At 73.0% G+C, this 24,220-nt stretch carries 16 protein-coding genes; 7 read left to right on the top strand and 9 right to left on the bottom strand.

Annotated elements, in window-relative coordinates; genetic code table 11:
* Positions 1-44: 44 nt before the first annotated feature.
* Complete coding sequence (locus ACFULQ_RS00670; protein ID WP_383536323.1) at positions 45-1,952, bottom strand: ABC transporter ATP-binding protein; 1,908 nt, start codon at positions 1,950-1,952, stop codon at positions 45-47.
* A 150-nt stretch (positions 1,953-2,102) separates the two neighbouring features.
* Between ACFULQ_RS00670 and ACFULQ_RS00665 the strand changes: the two genes are divergently transcribed.
* The gene (locus ACFULQ_RS00665; protein ID WP_383536160.1) at positions 2,103-3,077 is read left to right on the top strand and encodes a YbhN family protein; all 975 of its coding nucleotides are present in this window, start codon (positions 2,103-2,105) and stop codon (positions 3,075-3,077) included.
* 231 nt (positions 3,078-3,308) lie between these two features.
* Here ACFULQ_RS00665 and ACFULQ_RS00660 read toward each other — a convergent pair whose 3' ends face one another.
* The 3 genes from ACFULQ_RS00660 to ACFULQ_RS00650 all read right to left on the bottom strand — a co-directional run bounded on the left by ACFULQ_RS00660 (position 3,309) and on the right by ACFULQ_RS00650 (position 7,550).
* The gene (locus ACFULQ_RS00660; protein WP_383536158.1) at positions 3,309-4,535 is read right to left on the bottom strand and encodes an NAD(P)/FAD-dependent oxidoreductase; all 1,227 of its coding nucleotides are present in this window, start codon (positions 4,533-4,535) and stop codon (positions 3,309-3,311) included.
* Positions 4,532-5,977, bottom strand: coding sequence for an FAD-dependent oxidoreductase (locus ACFULQ_RS00655; RefSeq protein WP_383536156.1), 1,446 nt, complete (start codon positions 5,975-5,977; stop codon positions 4,532-4,534). The genes ACFULQ_RS00660 and ACFULQ_RS00655 overlap by 4 nt, the downstream gene beginning before the upstream one ends.
* Before the next feature lie 133 nt (positions 5,978-6,110).
* Positions 6,111-7,550: an FGGY family carbohydrate kinase gene (locus ACFULQ_RS00650; protein ID WP_383536154.1), complete on the bottom strand. Its 1,440-nt coding sequence runs from the start codon at positions 7,548-7,550 to the stop codon at positions 6,111-6,113.
* A 304-nt stretch (positions 7,551-7,854) separates the two neighbouring features.
* On the opposite strand from ACFULQ_RS00650, the gene ACFULQ_RS00645 reads away from it, so the two are divergent.
* The 3 genes from ACFULQ_RS00645 to ACFULQ_RS00635 all read left to right on the top strand — a co-directional run bounded on the left by ACFULQ_RS00645 (position 7,855) and on the right by ACFULQ_RS00635 (position 11,654).
* Positions 7,855-8,844, top strand: coding sequence for a hypothetical protein (locus tag ACFULQ_RS00645; protein ID WP_383536152.1), 990 nt, complete (start codon positions 7,855-7,857; stop codon positions 8,842-8,844).
* A gap of 39 nt (positions 8,845-8,883) precedes the next feature.
* Complete coding sequence (locus tag ACFULQ_RS00640; RefSeq protein ID WP_383536150.1) at positions 8,884-10,407, top strand: amino acid permease; 1,524 nt, start codon at positions 8,884-8,886, stop codon at positions 10,405-10,407.
* Positions 10,408-10,568: 161 nt separating this feature from the next.
* Positions 10,569-11,654 (top strand): mechanosensitive ion channel family protein, encoded by a 1,086-nt coding sequence (locus ACFULQ_RS00635; RefSeq protein ID WP_383536320.1) that lies wholly within the window; start codon positions 10,569-10,571, stop codon positions 11,652-11,654.
* A gap of 325 nt (positions 11,655-11,979) precedes the next feature.
* Here ACFULQ_RS00635 and ACFULQ_RS00630 read toward each other — a convergent pair whose 3' ends face one another.
* Positions 11,980-13,512 carry a M1 family metallopeptidase gene (locus tag ACFULQ_RS00630; RefSeq protein ID WP_383536148.1) on the bottom strand — a complete coding sequence of 511 codons (1,533 nt, stop codon included), beginning with the start codon at positions 13,510-13,512 and terminating at the stop codon, positions 11,980-11,982.
* A 205-nt stretch (positions 13,513-13,717) separates the two neighbouring features.
* Here ACFULQ_RS00630 and ACFULQ_RS00625 point away from each other — a divergent pair, with 205 nt between their 5' ends.
* On the top strand, positions 13,718-15,937 hold the full coding sequence (locus ACFULQ_RS00625; RefSeq protein ID WP_383536146.1) for an NADP-dependent isocitrate dehydrogenase: 2,220 nt from the start codon (positions 13,718-13,720) through the stop codon (positions 15,935-15,937).
* Between the two features lie 279 nt (positions 15,938-16,216).
* Entirely contained in the window at positions 16,217-16,990 is a 774-nt protein-coding gene (locus ACFULQ_RS00620) for an N-formylglutamate amidohydrolase (protein WP_383536144.1), read from the top strand.
* A 43-nt stretch (positions 16,991-17,033) separates the two neighbouring features.
* On the opposite strand, the gene ACFULQ_RS00615 is transcribed toward ACFULQ_RS00620, so the two are convergent.
* From ACFULQ_RS00615 to ACFULQ_RS00605, 3 genes are read right to left on the bottom strand one after another with little or no spacing between them, the layout of a single operon-like run.
* Positions 17,034-17,525 (bottom strand): hypothetical protein, encoded by a 492-nt coding sequence (locus ACFULQ_RS00615; protein WP_383536142.1) that lies wholly within the window; start codon positions 17,523-17,525, stop codon positions 17,034-17,036.
* Positions 17,522-18,097 (bottom strand): RNA polymerase sigma factor, encoded by a 576-nt coding sequence (locus ACFULQ_RS00610; protein ID WP_383536140.1) that lies wholly within the window; start codon positions 18,095-18,097, stop codon positions 17,522-17,524. The genes ACFULQ_RS00615 and ACFULQ_RS00610 overlap by 4 nt, the downstream gene beginning before the upstream one ends.
* A gap of 59 nt (positions 18,098-18,156) precedes the next feature.
* Positions 18,157-19,584, bottom strand: a complete 1,428-nt coding sequence (locus ACFULQ_RS00605) for a S8/S53 family peptidase (protein WP_383536138.1) — start codon at positions 19,582-19,584, stop codon at positions 18,157-18,159.
* 148 nt (positions 19,585-19,732) lie between these two features.
* On the opposite strand from ACFULQ_RS00605, the gene ACFULQ_RS00600 reads away from it, so the two are divergent.
* Positions 19,733-22,300: a CHAT domain-containing protein gene (locus tag ACFULQ_RS00600; protein ID WP_383536318.1), complete on the top strand. Its 2,568-nt coding sequence runs from the start codon at positions 19,733-19,735 to the stop codon at positions 22,298-22,300.
* Positions 22,301-22,387: 87 nt separating this feature from the next.
* Here the strand turns inward: ACFULQ_RS00600 and ACFULQ_RS00595 are convergent, their stop codons facing one another.
* Positions 22,388-24,184 carry a LuxR C-terminal-related transcriptional regulator gene (locus ACFULQ_RS00595; protein ID WP_383536136.1) on the bottom strand — a complete coding sequence of 599 codons (1,797 nt, stop codon included), beginning with the start codon at positions 24,182-24,184 and terminating at the stop codon, positions 22,388-22,390.
* Positions 24,185-24,220: the final 36 nt, after the last annotated feature.

Raw genomic sequence — 24,220 nt, 5'->3', positions numbered from 1 at the left:
CGGCTCAGGACTCGTCCCTCCGGAGACGGACACCCGACGACGGCCTAGACCGCGGCGGCCTCCGTGACCTCCCCGTCGGCTTCCGGCACTCCTCCCTCGTGCGAGGCGAACTGGCTGCGGTACAGCTCGGCGTAGCGGCCGTCGAGGGTGAGGAGTTCTCCGTGGGTTCCCCGCTCCACGATCCGGCCGTCCTCGACGACCAGGATCTGGTCGGCCGCCCGGACCGTGGACAGGCGGTGGGCGATCACGATCGCCGTCCGGCCCTCCAGCGCCTCGGTGAGCGCCTCCTGGACGGCCGCCTCGGAGGTGTTGTCGAGGTGGGCGGTGGCCTCGTCGAGGATGACGACCCGCTGGCGGGCCAGCAGGAGCCGGGCGATGGTCATGCGCTGGCGTTCGCCGCCGGAGAGCCGGTAGCCGCGCTCGCCGACCACGGTGTCGAGACCGTCGGGCAGGGACCGTACGAGGGCGTCGAGGCGGGAGCGGCGCAGGGCGTCCCAGAGCTCGTCCTCGGTCGCCTCCGGGCGGGCCAGCAGCAGATTGGCGCGGACGGTGTCGTGGAAGAGGTGGCCGTCCTGGGTGACCATGCCGAGGGTCGCCCGCAGGGAGCCCGCGGTCAGGTCGCGGACGTCGACGCCGCCGACCCGGACGGCGCCCGCGTCGACGTCGTAGAGCCGCGGCAGCAGCTGGGCGACGGTCGACTTCCCGGCGCCGGAGGAGCCGACGAGGGCGATCGTCCGGCCGGGTTCGGCGCGGAAGGAGACGCCGTGCAGGACCTCGGCGCCGCCGCGGGTGTCCAGCGAGGCGACCTCCTCCAGTGAGGCCAGGGAGACCTTGTCGGCGGAGGGGTAGCCGAAGCGGACGTCCTCGAACTCCACGGCGACCGGTCCCTCGGGAACCTCACGGGCGTCCGGCTTCTCCGCGATCAGCGGCTTCAGATCCAGCACCTCGAAGACCCGCTCGAAGCTGACCAGCGCGCTCATCACCTCGACGCGGGCCCCGGCCAGCGCGGTGAGCGGGGCGTACATGCGGGTCAGGAGCAGGGCGAGGGAGACCACCGCGCCGGGTTCCAGGGTGCCGCGCAGGGCGAACCAGCCGCCGAGGCCGTAGACGAGGGCCAGGGCCAGGGCGGAGACCAGGGTGAGGGCGGTGATGAAGACCGACTGTGCGGTGGCCGTGCGCACGCCGATGTCGGCCACCTGACGGGCCCGGGCCGCGAACTCCACGGACTCCTGCTCGGGCCGGCCGAAGAGCTTGACCAGGGTGGCGCCCGTTGCGGAGAAGCGCTCGGTCATACGGGTGCCCATGGCCGCGTTCAGGGTGGCCGCCTCCCGCTGCATCCGGGCCATCCGGCTGCCCATGCGGCGGGCCGGGATCACGAACACGGGGAGCAGGGCGAGCGCGAGCAGGGTGATCTGCCAGGAGAGGGTGAGCATCACCACAAGGGTCAGCAGCAGGGTCACCAGGTTGCTGACCACGCCGGACAGGGTGTTGCTGAAGGCGCGCTGGGCGCCGATGACGTCGTTGTTGAGACGGGAGACGAGCGCTCCCGTACGAGTGCGTGTGAAGAACGCGACCGGCATGCGCTGCACATGATCGAACACAGCCGTGCGCAGATCGAGGATGAGTCCCTCCCCGAGCGAGGCCGACAGACGCCGGGCGAGGATGCCGAGCGCCGCCTCGGCGACCGCGATCAGCGCGATGAGCAGGGCCAGGCGTACGACCTCGCCCTCGTCGTCGCCCGACACGATCGCGTCCACGACGTTGCCGGCCAGGACGGGCGTGGCGACGGCGAGCAGCGCGGTCGCCACCCCGAGCACGACGAAACGGGCGATGCGGGCGCGGTGCGGGCGGGCGAACGCGCCGATGCGGCGCAGCGTCGCGCGGGCGAACGGACGGCGCTCCTGCTCGGCGTTCATGACACTGTGCAGCTGTGTCCAGGCTGTGGTCTCCATGCTCATGGGAGAAAACCTAGGACCTCAAGCGTTGTTGAGGTCAACGCCCGAACGTCGACCGCCCGACCGAAGGACTCGATGACCGTACGTAAGGCCCTCGTCCCGCTTCCGCAACCCGCCGTTGGCGCGGTGCGGAGAACCTCTCCCGATGTGACAGCGGTAGAACTCCCCCAGGGACGCCTTCCCCAGCGCCTCCCCGTCCGCCGTATCCGCCAGATCCTGTGTCTGGTCCCGCTCCTGCTGGTCACCGTCGTGGCGGTGCAGCACCGGTCCGTGCTCGCCGAGGGCTTCGGGCATCTGAGGCACGCCGAGTGGCCGTGGCTGCTGGCCGCGGTCGGTGCCACCTGTCTGACGTGGGTGGCCGCCTCCTTCACGCGGCAGGGCGCCGTGGTGCAGCGGCTGCCCCGGCGACGGCTGCTGGCCACCCAGTTCGCGGCTGGCGCGGCCAACCACCTGCTGCCGACGGGGCTCGGCGCGAGCGCGGTCAACCTGCGGTTCATGACGGTGTGCGGGGTTCCGCTCGCCCGCTCCTCGGCCGCGCTCGCCCTGTATCTGATGGCGGAGACGATCGGCCGGCTCACCCTGCTGACCGCGCTCCTCGTCGCCTTCCCGGACGCGCTGCGGCTCGGCACCCTGCTGCCCGAGACGGCGGTCGGCCCCCTGCTGCTGGGCCTGGGCGCGGTGCTGGTGGTGGCCGTGGGCGTGCTCACCGGTGTGCGCCGGGTGCGGTCGGCGGTGGGCTCCTTCCTGCGGACCGCGCTGTGCGAGGCCCGCTCGGTGCACGCCCGGCCGTCCCGGGCGCTCGCCCTGTGGGGCGGCTCGCTCGCCTTCCCCGCGCTCCAGGCGGCGGGGCTGGCCGCGGTGGGACAGGCCCTCGGGCTGTCGGTGCCGCCCGTGCACATGGCGCTCGCCTACCTCGCGGCGACCTGCGCGGTGGCGCTGGTGCCCACGCCGGGCGGGGTCGGCTCGGTGGAGGCGGCCCTGGTGGTGGCGCTGGTGGCGGCGGGCGGCCCGGCGGCCGTGGCCACGGCGGTGGTGCTCGCGTACCGGATCATCACGGTCTGGGTGCCGCTGCTGCCGGGCGCGCTGACGCTGGGCGCGCTGGTGCGGCTGAAGGTGATCTGACCGGGGGCACGGGAATCACCGCGCACTGTTCCGACCGGCGGACACGCCGACTTGCCGTCCACTGATGCGACCGGCGCGCACGCCACGCTGCCGTCCACTGATCCGACCGACGCGCACGCCACGCTGCCGTCCACTGATCCGACCGACGCGCACGCCACGCTGCCGTCCCCTGATCCGACCGACGCGCACGCCACGCTGCCGTCCCCTGATCCGACCGACGCGCACGGGACCTCACCGCCCGGTGACCCGGACGACCACGGCCCTGCCCCCGGCATCGACCCGGTGCGTCCAGCCGGCGGCCAGGGTGATGGTCCGGTTCGGGAGTGCCCGGCGCAGGGTCTGGCGGTGCAGTGTCCGGCCGTTCTGGGTGACGTGCAGGAGGGACCGGCCCAAGGGGACCGTGGTGCGCAGGACGTACGGCAGGCCGCGGTCGGCCGGGGTGACGCGGTTCGGGGCGATCCAGCGCAGGGGCGGCTCGACCGACAGGGGCACGCCGGCGGGGCGTTCGGCTCCGGCGAGCGCTTCGAGCACGGCACCGGCCGCGTGGGCACCCTCGCGGGCCGCGGTCGCCGCGCTCTCCACGGCGTGCAGGACACTGCCGACGGCGAGGACACCGGGCCGTGAGGTGTGCAGCGAGCCGTCGACGACCGGGCCGCGCGTGCCAGTGTCGAGGGCGAGGCCGCCACGCCGGGCCAGTTCGTGCTCGGGCACGAAGTCGCCGGTGAACACGACGGTGTCGCAAGGCAGTACCGTCGTACGACCGTCGTGGTGCCGGACCCGGACACCGGACAGCCTCCCGTGGCCGAGGAGTTCGGTGACCGTGGTGTCGGTGAGGAGCGGGATCCCCTGTCGCAGCCGGGCGTCGGCGGCGCGGGCCGCGGTGGTCTGCGGACGGGGGAGGTCGGTGACCATGGCGACGACCACGGCCCCCGCGGCCCGTACGGTGGCGGCGGCCGCGTAGGAGACGTCCTCGGCGCCGACCACGACCGCCCGCTCGCCGATCCGCTGTCCGTACAGGTGCACGGCCTGCTGGAGTTCGCCCGTGGTGCGGACGCCGGCCGGGCGGGTGCCGGGCACCAGCCGTGCGGGGCGCGGGCGTTCGCGGGCGCCGGTGGCCAGCACGACCGCGCGCGCCTCGATCGTCTCCGGGCCGCCGGGGCCGACGGTGTGCAGCGCCAGAGGGCCCGCCCAGTCGAGGGCGGTGACCTGGGTGCGTACGGCGGCTCCGGCGCGCTCCGCCGCGCTGACGAGGAGTCGGGCGTACTCGGGGCCGGTCAGGGGGTGCCGCCAGGTGCCGTAGCCGCCGTGGGCACAGTGCCGCGGCACTCCCCCGGCCGCCGGCTCCCGGTCGAGGACCTCGACGCGGGGCACTCCGGCGGCCGCGAGACGGGCCGCTGCCGCGAGTCCGGCGGGGCCGGCGCCCACCACGAGGACGTCGACCCGGCGTGCCGCTGTCATGACCGGCCCTCCGCGCCCTGTGCCCTTTGTGCCGTCTCCCACAACTCCCGTACCGCCGCCCCGCAGTGGAACCCCTGGCACCGCCCCGCCCGGGCCCGGGTCCGGCGGCGCAGTCCGTCGAGTCCGGCCGGGGGGATCGTGGCGGTGAGCGCGTCGCGGATCTCGCCCCGGGTCACCCGCTCGCAGTGGCAGACGACGGTGCCGTACTCGGGGTCGGCGGCGATGAGTTCGGGCCGCTGGTAGGGGCGTGGGAAGGCTTCGCCGAGGTTGGGCATGCGCACCGGCTCCAGGTCCTCGGCGGGCCCGAGGTCCAGCCCGCTGTCGGCGAGCAGGTCCGTCACGTACGCGGCGACCGCGAGGGAGGCGGTCAGTCCGGTCGAGCGGATGCCGCCGACGGTGACGTACGCCTGCTCGGGGTGCGCGGTGATGCGGTAGTCCTCGTGCTCGGTGGCGGCGCGCAGGCCCGCGTAGACGGCGGTGACCTCCTCGTCGAGCAGGGCGGGGAGGATGCGGCGGCCCTGGTCGCGGAGCGCTCGCAGTCCTTCGGCGGTGGAGTGGGTGGCCCGCTTGTCGTCCAGGTCCTCGGCGGTCGGGCCGAGCAGGACGTTGCCGTGGACCGTGGGGGCGACCAGGACGCCCTTGCCGAGGGCCGTGGGGACGGGCAGGAGGATGTGCCGTACGAGGTCGCGGGCGAACTTGTCGAAGACGAGCAGTTGGCCGCGGCGCGGGGTGACGGTGAAGTCGTCGTGGCCGAGGGCGCGGTCGAGGGTGTCGGCGTGCAGCCCGGCGGCGTTGACGAGCCAGCGGGTGCGCAGGGGGCCCCGGGTCGTGTCGAGGACGTGGTGCTCGCCGTCCCGGCGGACCGTCCTGACCTGGGCGTTGAGGTGGAGGTCTACGCCGCTGAGGACCGCCTGGGTGGCGTAGGCCAGGTTCGTCGTCCAGGGGCAGATGATGCTCTCGCCGGGCACGTGCAGGGCGCCGAGCGCGCCGGGGCCCAGGTGGGGTTCCCGTGCGTAGAGCTCTTCCGGGCCGATCAGGTGGGTGTCCGGGTGGTCGTTGCGCTCCGCCTTCTCCGCGAGGCGGGGCAGGGCGGCGTGTTGCACCTCGTCCCAGGCGACGAGGAGGGCGCCGACGGGTTCCACCGGGATGCCGGTCGCTGTCGCGTACTCGGCGAGCAGCCGCGCGCCTTCTCTGACGAGGCGGGCCTCCAGGAAGCCGGGGGTGGCGTCGAAACCGGTGTGCAGGATGGCGGTGTTGGCCTTCGAGCTGCCCTGTCCCACGTCGTCCTGGGCGTCCACGAGGGCGATGCGGAGGTGGGGGTGGTGGGCGAGGGCTCTGGCGATGGCGCTGCCGACGACTCCGGCGCCTGTGACGGTGATGTCGTAAGGGAGTGAGGGCAGGGGGCCTTGGCGGGTGACCGTGGCTCGGGTGTCAGCCGTCATGTGAGTGCCGCGACGGGTCGTCGTGCCGCGATGTGGCGTCGTGCCGCGATGTGGCGTCGTTCGGCTGCCGCGCCGTCGGGGCCGGTCGCGCAGTTCCCCGCGCCCCTGAGGGGGCGCTGCCGGACCGTCTCTTTCATTCGGCCGCTTCCTCCAGGAGCGTTGCGACCGCCCTCCGGAAGCCTGCCAGTCGCTCCGCCGCCTCCCCTGCCGAGACCTGTGGCTCGTACACCGCGGCCGGTTTCCAGTCCGGCAGGGCGTCGGCGACCGACAGGCCGGGTTCCGCGCCCAGGTGGGCCAGGGCGCCCACGCCCAGTGCGGTCGCGTCCGGCAGCGCGGATACCTCTACCGGGCGTTGCAGCAGGTCTGCCTGGGTCTGCATGAGGAGGGCCGAGCGGGTGAGGCCGCCGTCGACGCGGAGGGTGTCCAGGGGCGAGCCGAGGTCGGCCTCGGCGGCCTCGGCCAGCGAGACGACCTGCGCCGCCAGGCCCTCGCAGAGCGCCCGCACCAGATGGCCGGGGCCGGTGTCGAGGCCGAGTCCGGTGAGGGAGCCCCTGAGGTCGCCCCGCCACCAGGGGGCCGCGAGACCGGCCAGGGCCGGGACGAAGGTCACCCCGCCGCTGTCGGGGACCGTCCCGCCCACGGCGTCGAGGTCGGCGGCGCCCCCGATGACGCCCAGGTCGGTGAGCCAGCGGACCGCGGACGCGGCCGTGTACACCTGGCCGTCCAGGCAGTAACTGGTCCGCCCCTCCAACTGCCAGGCCACACAGCTCACCAGTCCCGAGTCACCGCGCCGGGGCACGGATCCGGTGTGGGCGAGCAGGAACGCACCGGTGCCGTACGTGCACTTGGCGCCGCCCGGTGCGGTGACGCGCTGGGCGAGCAGCGCGGCCTGCTGGTCGACGGCAAGTCCGGTGAGCGGGATCTCCGGTCCGAACGCCCTGGTCACGCCCACCGGTCGGGCGTTGTCGACGACCTCCGGGAGCTGTTCGTCCGCGAGGCCGAAGAGTCCCAGCGCCCGCTCGGACCACTGCGCGCGGTCGAGGTCGAGGAGCTGGGTGCGTCCCGCGGTGGCCGCATCGGTGACCAGGGCCCCGGTGAGCCGGTGGACCAGCCAGGCGTCGCTGGTGGTGACGGCTCCCTCGCGGGTGAGGTGACGGCGGATCCAGGCCATCTTGGGGGCGGCGAAGTACGGGTCCAGCGGGAGACCCGTCAGGTCCCGCAACTCCTCGGCGAACTTGGCGAGTTCGGCGCACACGCTCTGTGCCCGCCGGTCCTGCCAGACGAGCGCGTCGGTGAGCGGCCGGCCTGTCGCGGGGTCCCAGGCGAGCACGGTCTCCCCCTGGTTCGCGAGGCCCAGCGCCACGACCGGTTCACCCGCGTCGGCGAGCGCACGCGAACCGGCCTCGATCACCGAGTCGTGGAGCCGTGCGGGATCGACCTCGACGAGTCCGCCGGGCAGATGGCGGGGCCGCACCTCGGCGAACCCGGTGCCGATGACCCCGCGTTCGGGGCAGATCACCAGGGCCTTGGTGCCGGACGTGCCCTGGTCGACGGCGAGCACCGGACCGGTCATTCCCTGAAGGCCCCTCCCGGCACGCGTTGCTGAGCGATCACTGCCCGACAGCCTGCCGTCGCCGTCCGTGTCCCGTCAAGCGGCTCCCACCAGCGGCTTCTTGGGCCCGTTGACTGGCTGATCACCAGTCAACTCCCTTGTTGTGAAGAGAAGTTGGCAATGATCGGGAAGGTGGTGTGCGGTCCATTCCCCGCCCCTATAGTGACCGCCGTCCCGCGCGATCTCCTCAACCGCCGCCCCGAGGAGGGCTGTTGTTACTCCACCTCGCCGTCCTGCCCGGTCCCGTGTCCGGGGCGGGCGGGTGATGGCCAGAGAAGGAGCACGCCCCGTCTACGATCCCGCCGGTCACGACCCGGAACTGCGCGCGGCCCTCCAGGAGGTCCGCACCGGGCGCTGGATGTCGATGCGCACTCTGCTGGAGCGGACCACCGCCTGGTGGCAGTGGACCCAGCGCACCCAGGTGCTGGCTGCGGCGGCCGCGGGCACCGACGTGGTGCGGACCTGGCTCACCGAGGAGCCCGGCAGTGTGCCGGCCACGGTGATGCGGGCCCGGGTCGCGGTGGAGCGCGCGCTGCGGGCCCGGCGCGAGCGGCACCGCCGTACGCACGAACTGTGGATCGAGGCCTGGGACGTGAGCCGGACCGCCGCCCGGGTCGCGGCGCACGACCCGGTGCCGTGGGTGTGTCTGCTGGCGCTGGCGCAGCTGGACCAGCGGCTGCTGTGGGAGGAGCACCGCGCCGCGTCGCCCGGACCGATGCTGCCGCCGGGGCCCTGGGGGCTGCTGGCCGAGGCCGACAAGCGGGATCCGTACAACCGCGAGGCCCACCACCGGATGCTCCAGTTCCTGTACGCGCAGGCGTCCTCGGAGCGGCTGGCGGAGGCGGTCGGCTTCGCGCACTGGGCCGCCGAGTCGGCCCCGCCGGGTTCCGCTCTGCACGTGCTGCCGCTCTATGTGCGGGTCGAGCGGTACCGGCGCGGCCGCGGGTCCCGGGCGGCGCTGGACCTGCACTGGGTGGCCGAGGACGCCGTCCGGGAGGCGGGCCGGGCGCACGACGGCTGGTTCGCGCAGGCCCCCGCCGAGGAGCGCACCCCGCTGGACCTCAACCACCTCGCCCACGCGCTGTGGGGCGCGCTGCGGTTCGAGGAGGCGGCCCGGGTCTTCGAGGCGCTCGGCCCGTACTACACGCCCCTGCCGTGGTCCTACCGCACCGACGCCGACGGCGAGCGGGCCGAGGGCGTCCAGATCTTCCTCCAGGCGCGGGCTCGCAGCAGCTCCGCGGCGTACGGCGCCTGACATCCGTACCACTCCTGCCACTTCACCGGAGGTCCTCGTATGTCATCCGAACCCTCGATATCCCCGGACGTCCCGCAGCCCGACGAGGAACAGCGGCTGCGGGAGCTCGGCTACCGGCCCGTCCTCGCCCGGCGCATGGGCGGCTTCGGGAACTTCGCGATCAGCTTCTCGGTGATCTCGATCCTGTCCGGCTGCATGACCCTGTACGGCTTCGGCATGGGCGCGGGCGGTCCCGCGGTGATGCTGTGGGGCTGGGCGGGGGTAGGCCTGTTCGTGCTGTGCGTGGGACTCGCGCTGGCGGAGGTCACCAGCGCGTATCCGACGTCCGGCGCCCTCTACTACATGGCGGACCGGCTCGGCGGGCGCCGCTGGGGCTGGTACACGGGCTGGCTGAACCTGCTCGGGCTGCTCGGCGCGATCGCCGGCATCGACTACGGCGCCGCCCTGTTCGCGGGCGCGTTCGCCAACATCCAGTGGGGCTTCGAGCCGACACCGGAGAAGACCATGCTGATCTTCCTCGGGATCCTGCTGCTGCACGCGGTGCTGAACCTGTTCGGGGTGCGGCTGGTGTCCGTGCTCAACTCGGTCAGCGTGTGGTGGCACCTCGCCGGGGTGGCGGTCATCGTCGGCGCCCTGTGGATCGTCCCGGACCGCCACCAGTCGCCGTCGTTCGTGTTCACCGAGTTCGTCAACGACACCGGCTGGCACAACCCCGTCTACGTGGCCGCGATCGGCCTGCTGCTCGCGCAGTACACCTTCTCCGGCTACGACGCCTCCGCGCACCTGTCCGAGGAGACCTCCAACGCCTCGGTGTCGGCCGCGAAGGGCATCGTGCGCTCGATCTGGGTCTCCTGGATCGCCGGGTTCGTGCTGCTGGCGGGGCTGACCTTCGCGATCCAGGACTACGACGCCACGCGGGCCAGCGGGACCGGGGTGCCGCCGGCCCAGATCCTGCTCGACGGGCTCGGCACCGACGGGGCGAGCGCGCTGCTCGCCGTGGTGATCGTGGCCCAGCTGTTCTGCGGCAACGCCGAGGTGGCCGCGGCCAGCCGGATGGTGTTCGCGTTCAGCCGGGACAAGGCCCTGCCGGGCTCGGCGCTCTGGCGGAAGGTCAGCGCCCGCACGCAGACGCCGGTCGCGGCCGTGTGGCTGTCGGTCGTGGTCGCCGGGGTGCTCGCGCTGCCCTCGCTGTACTCGGCGACCGCCTATGGCGCGGTGACGGCGATCAACGTCATCGGGATCACGCCCGCGTACGCCATCCCCGTGTTCCTGCGGCTGCGCGCGGGCAGCCGTTTTCAGCCGGGTCCGTGGAGCCTGGGCCGGTGGAGCAGGCCGATCGGATGGACGGCTGTGGTGTGGGTGGCCGGTGTGACGGTGCTGTTCTGCCTGCCGCAGTCCTCGCCGGTGACGGTGGACACCATGAACTACGCCTCCGTCGCCCTGGCGGTCGTGCTGCTCCTCGCCACGGTGTGGTGGTTCGTCGCCCGGCGGTCGTACGGCACGCCCACGACGGCCGCGTACTCCGACCGGGAGCAGGCCGAACTCTCCGAGGGGATCGTCTGAAACAAGGCGATCCGGCATCCGGCCGAGTACGAACTCCTGTGTCGGATACGGCAGGATGAGCGGTCGCGTCGGCCACGGAAGCTTCACTCGGCCGACGCGATCGCACATCCCGCACTTCTCGAACAGGTGGCAACGTGACGGCATTCAAACGGGATCTCACCATGGACGACCTGGTCGTCGCCGGCATCGCGGTGGTGGCGGGCCTCGTGGCGGCTTTCCTGCTGCGCATGCTGCTCAAGTGGCTGGGCAAGCACGCGGACCGCACCAAGTGGAGCGGTGACGACGTGATCGTGGCGGCGCTGCGGACCGTGGTGCCGTCGGCGGCGATCGCGGGCGGCATCGCCGTCGCCGCGGCGGCCCTGCCGCTCGCCAAGGGGGTCCAGCGGACCGTCAACCAGATCCTGACCGTGCTGCTGATCTTCGTCGTCACGGTGGCGGCGGCCCGGCTGGTGGCGGGGCTGGTGCGGACGGTCACCACGTCCCGCTCCGGAGTCGCCGGTTCGGCCACGATCTTCGTCAACATCACCCGGGTGCTGGTCCTGGCGATCGGCTTCCTGGTGGTGCTCCAGACCCTGGGCATCTCCATAGCGCCCCTGCTCACCGCCCTGGGCGTCGGCGGTCTCGCGGTGGCGCTCGCGCTCCAGGACACCCTCGCCAACCTCTTCGCGGGCATCCACATCCTCGCCTCCAAGACGGTCCAGCCCGGCGACTACATCCGGCTGAGCAGCGGCGAGGAGGGCTATGTCGAGGACATCAACTGGCGTCAGACGACCGTCCGCGCGCTCTCCAACAACCTGATCGTCGTCCCCAACGGGGAGCTCGCCAAGACGAACATGACCAACTTCATGCGTCCCGAGCAGCAGTTGACGATCCTGGTGCAGGTCGGGGTGGCCTACGACAGCGATCTGGAGCACGTCGAGCGGGTCACCTGCGAGGTCGTCACCGAGGTCATGACGGAGGTGGAGGGCGCGGTCCCCGAGCACGAACCGCTGGTCCGCTTCCACACCTTCGGCGACTCCCGGATCGGCTTCACCGTCATCCTGGGCGTCGGGGAGTTCAGCGACCAGTTCCGCATCAAGCACGAGTTCATCAAGCAACTGCACAAGCGCTACCGCGAGGAGGGCATCCGCATCCCGGCCCCCACCCGGACGGTCGCCCTCCAGCAGGGCTCGGTGACGATCCCTCAGCAGCGGGGCGGAGAGCCGGTGATCGAGCCGGGCGAGGTGTCGCCCGCCCGGTTCGACTAGGTCGACGGGCCGACGTCAGGCCGGTGGGGGGAACGCCGGGGCTGTGGCCCAGCGGGGGTACGGACGTCCGGCCCCAGGCCGGGGCTCGCCGGCACGCGGGATCTCCTGGGCTGCCGCGGCCGCATGGGCGACCGGCCGTGCGGCGGCTCCCCGATCAGGTCCCCTTACGAGCGGTTCCACCACAGCGGCACTGCCCGGCCGCATCAGCGCCCGCCCACCGGCACCCGGCCTGTCGCCCAACACCCATCGCCCCGCAGACGCCCCGTGCGGCCGTGACCGCGCGGGGCGTCCATGTCGGTCGGGAGCGGTCATTCCCCCGGGTCGGCTACAGCGTCGCCGAGTTGTCGTGCGGGGCGCTCGGTCTGGTCTGCGGGATGCGCAGGGTCGAGGTGACGGGGGTGACCGTCCAGTCCGGGTGGCCGGGCATCCTGGGGGTCTTCGTGCCGTAGAGCCAGTCCCGCAGGAAGCCGGACTGGTCCGTGCCGGAGATCTCCGAGGCGACGGCGATGTAGTCGGCGGTCGAGGCCGAGGAGTTGCGGAAGCGCTCCAGGAAGGTGGACTCGATCGCGGCGAAGACCGTCTCGCCAACCTGTTGGCGCAGCGCGTACAGGACGAGCACGCCGCCGAGGTAGCGCTGGCTGTCGAACAGGTTGACCGCGTTCGGGGCGGCGACCGGGCCCGAGGTCCTGCGCCACTGGTCGCCGCGCGCGTACGTGTCCTTCATACGCGCTTCCATCGTGGTCAGGCCGAGGGAGTCGGCCCAACCGCGCTCGTAGCGGTACAGCAGCCCGTAGAAGTCCGCGTGGCCCTCGTTGAGCCACAGGTCGGACCAGGTCGCCGGGCTGACGCTGTTGCCGAAGTAGGAGTGGACCAGCTCGTGCATCATGTGCGAGCCGATGCTCCTCTCCGCCTGGAGCAGGAAGTTCGGCTTGTACAGGGTGAGGGTCTGGGTCTCCAGGCCCGTGAAGTCGAAGGCGTTCGAGGCGTCGTTGTTGCACGGCAGCAGACCGTACGTCTCGAAGGGGAAGGCGCCGAGCCGCTGCTCGATCCAGCTCACCAGGTTCGGGGTGAGGGCGAGCGCGGGCTCCAGGGCCGTGGCCCGGGCGGCCGGGACGACGTCCCGGAGCGGGAGCCCGTGCGGACCCTGCCGGTCCTTGATCACGTAGTCGCCGACCGTGATCTGCACCAGCTCCGTGGCGATCGGCTCCCGGGACGCGTAGCAGTACGCGGTCCGGCCGTCGCCGAGGTCCTCGGTGCTCACCAGCCGCCCGCTCGCGACGCCCTTGAGACCGGCCGGGACGGTGACGCGGAAGGTGAAGTCCGCCTTGTCCGAGGGGTGGTCGTTGCACGGGAAGACGGTGTGCGCCGAGTTCGGCTGGGGGCAGACGGCGAAGCCGTCCGGAGTGGGGACCCAGGCGGTGTGGGCGAGCGTGCGGCGCGGATCGGCGCCGTACGCCACGACGACGGTGACCGTCCGACGCGCGGGCAGCGAGACGGCGGGCGTGATCCGCAGCTTCTCGCCCACCTGCTCGAAGCCGGCCGTCTCCCCGGCGACGGTCACGGTGCGTATGTCCAGGCCCAGCGCGTCCAGCGAGAAGCGGCTCAGCTCCTGGCTGGTGGTGACCGTCAGCGTCACGGTCGCCTCGACGAGCCGCGTGCCGGCGTCGTACGCGAGGTCGAGGTCGTAGGCGGAGACCCGGTAGCCGTCGTTGCCGAGGCTCGGGTAGACGGAGTCCCCCAGGGTCTCCGGGCCAGGGGTGCCGGTCTCCGGGTCCGCGTGCGCCGGGGAGGCCAGGGACAGGGCCGCCACCGTGCCGAGCAGAGCTGCCGGGGCCGTCACTCTGGTGCGATATCTCATGGTCCGCTTTCGTCGGGCGGCCGGATGGTCGGGTCCGGCCGTCGGATGAGTGTGATCAACCTGCATGACCACAAGATCGGACGCCTGAGTTGCCTCGGGAGATGCACGGGTTCTCGGACAGCGTGTCCGGACCCCTGTCGAGTCGGGCTCGATCACGAGATATCTTGATGTCGAGCAATGTTGCAGACGTGGAGCGGAGCACCCGGTGACTGACTCGACCATCATCTATACGCACACTGACGAGGCCCCGGCCCTGGCGACGTATTCCTTCCTGCCGGTGGTCCAGGCGTACGCCTCGCAGGCGGGTGTCTCCGTGGAGACGCGGGACATCTCGCTGGCCGGACGCATCATCGCGGTGTTCCCGGAGTACCTGACCGAGGACCAGCGGATCCCGGACGCCCTGCACGAGCTGGGCGAGCTGGCGAAGACGCCCGAGGCCAACATCATCAAGCTGCCGAACATCTCGGCGTCGATCCCGCAGCTCAAGGCCGCGGTGGCCGAGCTCCAGGCGCAGGGGTACGCGCTGCCGGACTACCCGGACGACCCGAAGACCGACGAGGAGCGGGACATCCAGGCCCGCTACGACAAGGTCAAGGGCTCCGCCGTGAACCCGGTCCTGCGCGAGGGCAACTCCGACCGCCGCGCCCCCGCCTCGGTGAAGAACTACGCCAAGACCCACCCGCACCGCATGGGCGCCTGGTCCTCGGACTCGAAGACCAACGTGGCGACCATGGGCGTGGACGACTTCCGCTCCACCGAGAAGTCCGTCGTGATCTCCGAGGCCGGCGCGCTGAGGATCGAGCTGGTCGGCGACGACGGCTCCACCACCGTGCTGCGCGAGTCCGTACCGGTCCTCGAGGGCGAGGTCGTGGACGCGTCGGTGCTGCACGTGGCCCCGCTGCGGGAGTTCCTCACCGCGCAGATCGCCCGCGCCAAGGCCGAGGACGTCCTGTTCTCCGTGCACCTGAAGGCCACGATGATGAAGGTCTCGGACCCGATCATCTTCGGTCACGTGGTGCGCGCGTTCTTCCCGAAGACCTTCGCGCAGTACGGCGCCACGCTCGCCGCCGCCGGTCTGACCCCGAACGACGGTCTGGGCGGCATCTACAAGGGCCTGGAGTCCCTGCCCGAGGGCGCCGAGATCAAGGCCTCCTTCGACGCCGAGCTCGCCGAGGGCCCCGCTCTCGCGATGGTCGACTCCGACAAGGGCATCACCAACCTGCACGTGCCGTCCGACGTGATCGTGGACGCCTCGATGCCGGCCATGATCCGCACCTCGGGCCACATGTGGGGGCCGGACGGCCAGGAGGCCGACACCCTCGCGGTGCTGCCGGACTCCTCGTACGCCGGTGTCTACCAGGCCGTGATCGAGGACTGCCGGGCCCACGGCGCCTACGACCCCTCGACCATGGGCTCGGTGCCGAACGTCGGCCTCATGGCGCAGAAGGCCGAGGAGTACGGCTCCCACGACAAGACCTTCGAGATCGCCACCACCGGTACGGTGCGTCTCGTCGACCAGGCCGGCAATGTGCTGATCGAGCAGACCGTCTCGGCCGGTGACATCTTCCGCGCCTGCCAGACCAAGGACGCGCCGATCAAGGACTGGGTGAAGCTGGCCGTCACCCGCGCCCGCGCCACCGGCGACCCGGCGGTGTTCTGGCTGGACGAGACCCGTGCGCACGACGCCAACCTGATCGCCAAGGTCAACGCGTACCTGCCGGAGCACGACACCGAGGGCCTGGACATCCGGATCCTCGCGCCGGTCGAGGCGACCAAGCTGTCGGTGGAGCGCATCCGCCGCGGCGAGAACACCATCTCGGTGACGGGCAACGTCCTGCGTGACTACCTCACCGACCTCTTCCCGATCCTGGAGCTGGGCACCAGCGCCAAGATGCTGTCGGTGGTCCCGCTGATGGCGGGCGGCGGTCTGTTCGAGACGGGCGCCGGCGGCTCCGCCCCCAAGCACGTCCAGCAGCTGGTCAAGGAGAACTACCTGCGCTGGGACTCCCTCGGTGAGTTCTTCGCGCTGGTCCCCTCGCTCGAGCAGTACGCCGACTTCACCGGCAACTCCCGCGCGAAGGTGCTGGCCGACACCCTGGACCGCGCCACGGCGACCTTCCTCAACGAGGACAAGTCCCCGACCCGTCGCGTCGGCGGCATCGACAACCGCGGCAGCCACTTCTACCTGTCCCTGTACTGGGCCCAGGAGCTGGCCTCGCAGACCGACGACGCGGACCTGGCGAAGGCCTTCGCCCCGCTCGCCGAGACGCTCGCCGCGAACGAGCAGAAGATCGTCGCCGAGCTGAACGCCGTCCAGGGCAACCCGGCCGACATCGGCGGCTACTACCAGCCCGACCCGGCGAAGGCCGCAAAGGTCATGCGCCCGTCGCCCACATGGAACGAAACCCTGTCGTCTCTCAGCTGACGCGGCCCCCTACGGGCCCAGCCACCTGCCCTCCGCCCCGGTCGCCTTCGGTCCGACCGGGGCGGAGGCGGTCCCGAGGGGGGCGGGGCAGGTCGTACAGGGCACGTACCCGTCGTGGCAAAGCTGACCAAGAGTGCCGCTATGGCGCAGACCACCTGCACCCCCAGGGGCGCGGGGAACTGCGCGACCAGCCACAACGGCCCCGCACCCGCCCGCCAACAGAACCCGGCACCCCCTAGGCGCCCACCCCTCCACCGACAACGCCCCGGGAGCAGCCGCATGACCTCTTTCGATCTTCTGCCCGGTGCCGAGGATTCGCCGGTGATTCTCCATGTGCCGCACTCCGCGCGGGAGATACCCGCCGACGTGCGGGCGGGGATTCTACTGGACGGTCCCGCGCTGGAGCGGGAGCTCGATCACATCGTCGACGCTCACACGGCGGAGCTCGCCGCGGTCGCGGCCGGGCTGGCCCGCAGCACCCCGTGGCGGTTCGTGAACCGGCTGTCCCGGCTCGTCGTCGATCCGGAGCGGTTTCCCGACGAGCGGGAGGAGATGCTGGCCGTGGGGATGGGGGCCGTGTACACACGGACCACGCACCGCGAGGAACTCCGGCCCGCGGACACCGACCCCGAGCCGCTCATCGACCGCTACTTCCGGCCGTACGCCCGCGCCATGAGCGACGCCGTCGCCGGACGGCTCGCCGCGGTCGGGCGGGCCGTGATCATCGACGTGCACTCCTATCCCAGCGCGCCGCTGCCCTACGAACTGCACGGCGAGGGCCCCCGACCGCCCGTCTGCCTCGGGACCGACTCCTTCCACACCCCGCCCGAGCTGGTCGCCGCGGCCCGGAAGGCGTTCGGGGAGGCCGGTCTGGACAGCCCGTTCAGCGGGACGTACGTGCCGCTGGAGTTCTACGGCCGTGATCCCCGGGTGAGCGCCCTGATGGTGGAGATCCGCCGCGACACGTACATGACCGAGCCGGGCGGCCCCGCCGGGCCAGGGCTGGACAGGCTCGCACAAGCGCTGGCCATTCTCGTGGACGCCCTGCGCTGACCCCGCCACGGACGGGGGCGGAGCAGGCCCGCCCCCGTCCGGATCAGACGGTCAGCCAGTCGGTGACGATCACTTGCCCGCCGGTCCGCAGCCGTAGCGCGAAGGGACCGGTCGGGGACGCGTCCGAGGTGAAGCGCCCCATGTCGTCGGTGGTGAGCGGCGCACCCGCCCGGGGGCCGCTGAGCACCTCGATCCGGGCCGAACAAGGCGGCAGCACCTGCCCCATCAGGCCCTGCGCGGTGAGTTCGACGTCGACCGTCACCTCGCCCGCGTGGAAGGTGAGCATCCGGGGTGCCGCCGAGGCTCCCCGCACCGGGATCGCGTCCACCACCGAGTCGAAGGACAGTTCGGCGATACGGCTGTCCAGGTCGTGCAGCGCGAACGCCTCGACGGCGATCTGCCGCAGGGCCGGCGGCACCGGGTCCAGGATGGCGGTGGCCTGCCGGAGCTCCTCCTCCAGCAGGTCCAGGGTTAATTCCTCGTCCGGCAGGGCCTCTTCGGCGAAGATGTCGTCGAAGTCGTCGTGGTCGCTCATACCGCCCCCCGGGCTTCGAGCCGCGCCCGCAGCCGCCTCAGGCAGCGCTGGCGCAGTGGTCCGATGCTGCCCACCGCGATCCCCAGGGCGGCGGACACCTCCTGGTAGCCGGGTTTCGGGGACGCCATCAGGATCCGCAGCAACTGCCGGCAGCGGTCGCCGAGTTCCTCGAACTCCTGCCACAGGTGCCGCACCCGTTCGCTCTGCGCGGCGGCCTCCTCGGAGTCGATGAGGGACTGCTCGGGCGTACGGTCCTCGCTGATCCGGTCAAGCAGTTGCGGATCGTCCGTGACGGTCAGCCGCCTTAAGCTCTTGAGCACCTTCAGGCACTCGTGGCGCGCGGTGCTGGCCAGCCAGGACTTGGCCTTGTCGGGTTCCCGGATCCGCCCCAGGTGCTGGGCGAAACGGAACCAGACGGTCTGGTACACCTCGTGTGCGTCGGCGTCGGAGAGCCGGTGTGAGCGCACCACTGACCACACCAGTGGGCTCAGCCCTTCCACGAGCGCTTTCCAGGCCGCCGCGTCGCCGTCGACGGCGGACTGGACCAGCGCACCGACATCTGCTCGGTCCACGGTCCCACCCCTCGTGTACGGCAAGTCATCGTACGCCGTGGAAGGGACCACTCCGGCCCTCACGCCCCGACCGGGCGCTGCACCACCGGCACCGGGCGCCAGCCGGCCGGCCGAAGCGCCGGTACGTGCGCCCCGCGCACTTCCGCGAACTGCGTGTTGCCGGCGAGCAGTTGCTGCCGGGCGGCACGCGGGTCGGTCTCCTTGTTCGCGGTCATGTGGGCGGCGACCAGACCTGCGACGACCGGGGTGGCGAAGGAGGTGCCGCTCCAGTGCGCGTACCCCTCGAACATCACCTGGTCCGGCTTGGCGGTGGTGCCGTCCTCGCTCAACACACCGATGTGGGACGGGGACTGGCAGGTGCACACGTAGGTGAAGCCGTACCGGCAGGCGTCGTAGGTGGAGTGCTGGTACGCGTACGGCACCGGCGCGTCGAAGCCGGTGAGGGCGCTGGTGAGGCGCTCGCCGGGGGCGTAGACCTTCACCCAGGAGCCGTGGTTGCTGAAGCAGGCGCCGAACTCGCCGTCCCCGCGCAGCGCGCCGACCGACAGGACGACGTCCCGGTAGTCGGGCAGGTCGGCGTAGGCGGCGGGCCAGAAGGGGCTGGCGCTGGAGTTGTTGCCGGCGGCGGCGACCAACAGGGTGCCGTGGGCGCGCAGTTCCTGCATGAAGGCGTCCATGCCGACGAGTCCGTCGGTACGGCCGTTGGAGGTGCCCGCGGAGAGGCTGATGATGTCGGGCCAGCCGTCGGCGACCGCGTCGAAGAGCCGCTCGCCGAGCTCGGACTCCAGGATGGCGCCCGCGTCGTTGAGGGTGTTGCGGACGACGATGTCGGTGTTGGGCGCGACCGCCGCGAGCACACCGGCGATGAAGGTGCCGTGGCCGACGTACTGGAGGAGGTTGCCGGCCGCGTCGGTCTCGGTGCCGTGCAGGTCGCCCTCGACGTGGGCGAGCAGCGGGACGAGCGCGTGGTCGTGGGTGAGGCCGTTGTCGACGACGAGGACGCCGACCGAGGTGTCGGGGTCGTAACCCGCTTCCGCGGGGGCCGGGTTGGTGCCCTGGCTGAGCGAGGCGGGCACCGGCTCGTCGCCGGGGCAGGAGTTGACCGCGATGGAGACCACGTGGTTGCGGCTGACGATCCGGCGCCCGGCGCGTCCCTCGCGCTCGCTCATGGCGCGCAGGGCGTGGGTGACGGCGCGGTCGCCGCGCCGGTCGCCGTGGCCCGGGTCGCCGACCTTGATCCGGGTGATGCCGGAGCGGTTGGTCTCCGGGCTGTCGCGGCGCACGTAGTCGCCGGTCAGACCGGTCGCCGCGGTGAAGTGGCTGCGGACGGTCTCCTCGACGAGCGCCGCGTCGCGGCCGTCGCGGGCGAGCACGACACCCTTCTCGTAGATGAACTCCGAGGCGTCGTCGGGTCCGAGGGCCAGCGGGACGTCCGGCATCGAACGCTGGATCTGGTCGAACTGCTCGTGGAATCGCTGAGGTGCCATGGCGTGTCCTCCCACTGGGGCGGCGGTCGTCAGTCAGAGCCGCGGGTCCGGTGATTGATACAGCGACAAACCGGTGTGGCCCGCCACCTGGGCCACTACCATCCTTTGAGTGACAGCGGGAAGCGACTCGGTTCTCGAACTTCTGCCGATGGTGTTCGCCGCACCCAACCAGGCGCTGGCGAGGGCGGAGGAAGTGCTCGGCTCGGATCCCTCACCGCTGCACGCCTCGGTGGCCCACCAGGTGATCGGCATCTGGCAGCGGGACTGGGGCGACATGCGGATCGCGCTGGAGCATCTGCGCCGGGCCCGTGACCTCGCGGCGCGCTCGGAGTCGGCCGACCGGGAGGCGGACGTACTGGCCGCGCTCGGGGTGGCGTTGGTGCACGCGGGGCGTACCCGGCAGGGGCTCGCGGCGCTGGAGCGGGGTGTCGAGGTCGGCAGTGGGCACACCCGCGCGCGGGTGCTGTTCCGGCGGGCCTACGCGTCCTGGGTGCTGGGACAGCACCGGGCGGCGCTGGAGGACGTACGGCGGGCGGTTCCGGTGCTGCGGCAGGCCGACGACGTGATCTGGACCGCGCGGGCGCTGACCCTGCGGGCCACCGTGCATCTGGCGCTCGGGGCGGTGGAGCGGGCGGATGCCGACTTCACGGCGGCGGAGGCGCTGTGGGACACCACGGGCCAGGAGCACGACAAGGCCGACGCGGTGGAGAGCCGGGGCCTTGCCGCCTACCGGTCGGGGGACATCCCGGCCGCGCTGCGGCTGCTGGACGAGGCGCAGGAGCGGTACGCCAAGCTCGGCACGCCGACGTTCATGCTCACCATCCGGCGCTGCGAGGTCCTGATGGCGGCCGGGCTCGCCCGGGAGGCGCTCGCGGAGGCGGACGCGGCGATCAAGGTCCTGGACGGGATCGGCGGGCAGTCCACGCTCAAGGCGGAGCTGCTGCTCGCCGCCGCGCGGGCGGCCCGCCTCGAAGGCGACCCGCACACCGCGATCGCCCGTGCCGACCTGGCCGTACGGCTGTTCGCGGGGCAGCGGCGCACCTGGTGGGAGACGCATGCCCGGCTGGTGCTGATCGAGGCGCGGGTCGCGGCCGGACGCGGCTCGGGGCGGCTGGTCGCGGACGCGGCGGCGGTCGCGGAGCGGCTGGCCTCCTTCGGCGCGCCCGCCGCCCCGGAGGCCTCGCTGCTGGCGGGCCGGATCGCGCTGGACCTGGGGTGGCGCGAGGACGCCCAGCGGCATCTGGAGATCGCCGCGCGCAGCCGGCACAGCGGGCCGCCGCTGGGGCGGATGACGGGCTGGGCGGCCCGGGCGCTGTGGGCGCGGGCCGTGGGCTCCGACCGGCGGGTCCTGGAGGCCTGCCGCCGGGGCCTGGACGTGCTCGACGACCACCGGACGACCCTGGGCGCCTCGGAGCTCAGGGCACGGGCCACCGCTCAGGGCGCGGAGCTCGCCGCACTGGCCGCGCGGGCCTCGCTCGCCTCGGGCGGGCCGCGCCGGCTGCTGGTGTGGAGCGAGCGCTGGCGGGCCACCGCGCTGTCCGCCCCGCCGACCCGTCCGCCGGCCGACCCCGGGCTGCTCAGCGATCTGACCGCGTTCCGGGAGATCGCCGCGCGGGCGGAGGCGGCCCGGATGGAGGGGCGGCCGGTGCCGACGCTGGAGCGTGAACAGCGGCGCCTGGAGCGGGAGATCCGCTCCCGCACCCACCACATCCGCGGCGACGCGCCCGGCGACGGCTACCGCTTCGACCCGGTCCGGCTGCTGGCCCGGCTCGGTGACGACGTACGACTGGTCGAACTGGCCGTGCTCGACGGGCGGGTGCAGGTGCTGCTGTGCGGGCAGGGGCGGGTGCGGCGGTTCGAGGGCGGGCTGCTGGCCGACGCGGAGCGCGAGGCGGAGCACGTCCAGGCGGGGCTGCGGCGGCTCGCGCACCCGGGTGCGGAGGCGCGGCTTCCGGTGGTGGAGGCGGCGGGGCGGCGGCTGGAGGAGCTGCTGCTCGGCCCGGCCGCGGCGCAGCTCGGCTCCGGGCCGGTCGTGGTGGTGCCGCCGGGGCGGCTGCACCGGGTGCCGTGGGCGCTGCTGCCGTCGCTGCGGGAACGGGTGTTCAGCGTGTCACCGTCGGCCAGCAGCTGGCTGCGGGCGCGCGAGACCGCACCGCCGGGCGGCGGACGTCAGGTGCTCGTGCGCGGGCCGGGGCTGGCGACGGGCGGCGCCGAGGTGCCGGAACTCGCCGGACGCCACGGCTCCGCGACCGTTCTGGAGCACGACGAGGCGCGTGTGCCGCGGGTGTTGGAGGAACTGGACGGGGCGGCGCTGGCCCATATCGCGGCGCACGGCACGTTCCGTGCGGACAGCCCGCTGTTCTCGTCGTTGCGGATGGCCGACGGGCCGCTGATCGTCCATGACTTCGAGCGCCTGGACCGCAGCCCGTACCGGATCATCCTGTCCTGCTGCGACACCGCGCGGTTCGCGTCGGTCGGCGCGGACGAACTGCTCGGCCTGGTCACGGCGTTGCTGCCGCTGGGGACCGCGGGGGTGGTGGCGTGCAGTGCGCCGGTCAACGACGAGGCGGTGGTGCCGTTGATGCTCGCGCTGCACAAGGGGCTCGGTGCGGGGGCGTCGATGGCGGAGGCGCTGCGGGACGCGCGGGCCGCGCTGCCGGGGGACTCGGTGCATCAGGCGACGGGGTGGGCGTTCTCGGCGTTCGGGGCGGCGTGACGCGTCAGGGGTGCTCGACGCGTGTGGGGGCGGCCTGACCCCTCCCCCGAATACTGGGGGTCAGACCGCCCCGGTCCGGTGTCCGGCTCAGGCCGGCTGTGCCTCGGGCAGCTCCACCAGGCACGGCAGCGCGTCGCGGTCGCTCGCGCCGAGGCGGGTGTACGCGCTGTAGAGGTGGTTGCCGACGGTCCGGATCGACAGGGTGAGCTTGTCCGCGATCTGGCGGTTGGTCAGCCCGGCGGCGGCGAGGGTGACGACCTGCCGCTGGCGGGCGGTGAGTTCACCGAGGACCAGCCCCGCGAGGGCGGGGGTGCGGGCCCCCTGGCAGCGGCGGGCCAGCGCGACGGCCCGGGTGCGTGAGGTGCGGGCCGCGCCGGGGTCGCGGTGCGCCCGCACGGCCTGGGCGTACGCCTCCGCCGCGAACAGCAGGAAACCGCGCTCCTCCAGGGCCCGGGCCGCACGGTCGAGTCCGGGCCCGTCGCCGAGCGCGAGCGCGTCGGCATGCGCGGCGAAGACCCCGGTCAGCCTGCCGCCGGCCCGTTCGGGCGCACCGAGCCGGACGGCGTCGTACGGCTCCGCACCGACCGCGTCGAGAGCGGCACCGAGATCACCATGGGCAACGGCCCCCCAGGTGGCTGCGCCGGCTGAGGGGGCCACCACCGATCCCGGCTCCCCCGACTGTGCCGTCGCCAGGGCGAGTTCGAGTCGGCAGGAGGGGTCGTCCGGGGTGGTGCGCAGGCCCTCTCTTGACCAGGCCGTGGCCTCTCGGAGTTCGCCGCGCAGGCGGGCGAAGCGGGCTCGGGCGGCGGCGTGGGGGGCCGGGATGCCGGTGCCCTCGGCCACGAGCCACTCCCCCACCGGGGCCGGTACGGCCCGTACGTCCGCCTCGGCGATCGCCCGGGTCAGCGTGGCCGTCTCGGTCTCCAGGGCGGCGGCCGTGCGGTCGGACGGGGTGCGGGTCAGGCGGCGGGCCCGGAGGCGGCCGGCCACCGACCGGAGTACGGCGCCGTGGAGCGAGTGGACGAGGCGCGCGGCGCCGTGGTCGTCGACGTGGACCAGGCCGTCGGCCTCCAGGGCTTCGAGCGCGGCGAGGTCGAGCGTGTCGGCGTCCGCGGGAAGCGGCTCGCCGAACGCCAGGCGGTCCAGGGCCTCGCGCTCACCGGGACCGGTGCGCTCCAGGAGGTCCGCGGTGCGTTCGCGCACGGTCGCGGTGACCGGCACCGGGCCCCGCCACTCCCACTCGGCCGTGTCCCCGACGCGCTTGAGGAGCCCCTGCTCGCGCACCGCGCCCACGAGTTCGCGCAGCAGCCGCAGATCGCCCTGGCTCAGGCGGTGCAGCCGGTTGACGGTGAGGGCCTCCAGGCCACCCGCGCCGGCCGCCAGCAACTGGGCGGTCTCCTCGCGCGGCAGCGGCTCCAGGGCGAGGCGCGGCAGCAGTTCACCGGTCCACAGCCGGGAGATCGCGCCAGGCGCCCGCGTTCCGTCGGTGGCGACGACCAGGAGCCGGGTGCGGCCGTGCACGGCGAGCTGGTGGACCAGGGCGGCCGAGGCGTCGTCGAGCAGATGGGCGTCGTCGACCAGCAACAGCCGTACACCGGACAGCAGTTGGACCGCACGGTGCAGGGAGACCGTCTCCGGGAGGAGGTGCGCGAAGGCGGCGAACGGCAGGCCCTGGGTCTCGGGCGTGCCCGCCGCCCTGGCGCAGTCGGTGCCCCGCACCGCCTCCGTGACCAGCCGGGTCTTGCCCCGCCCCGCCGGTCCGGTCACCACGATGCCGTGCCGGCCCCCCGCCACCGACCCGCGGATCAGCTCCAGTTCATCCTGACGCCCGGTGAACGGCCAGGGCAGCTCCAGGGTCTTCGCGTCCCGTTCGAATGTCGTCACGGAAGCAAGAGCACCGCTACTCAGGTCTGATACAGG

Origin of the sequence: Streptomyces sp. NPDC057253 (assembly GCF_042669125.1) — a bacterium.
In the GTDB taxonomy this organism is placed as follows: Bacteria; Actinomycetota; Actinomycetes; order Streptomycetales; family Streptomycetaceae; genus Streptomyces.
The sequence above is the reverse complement of the archived record's forward strand: the minus strand, read 5'-3'. Positions and strand labels throughout refer to the sequence as shown.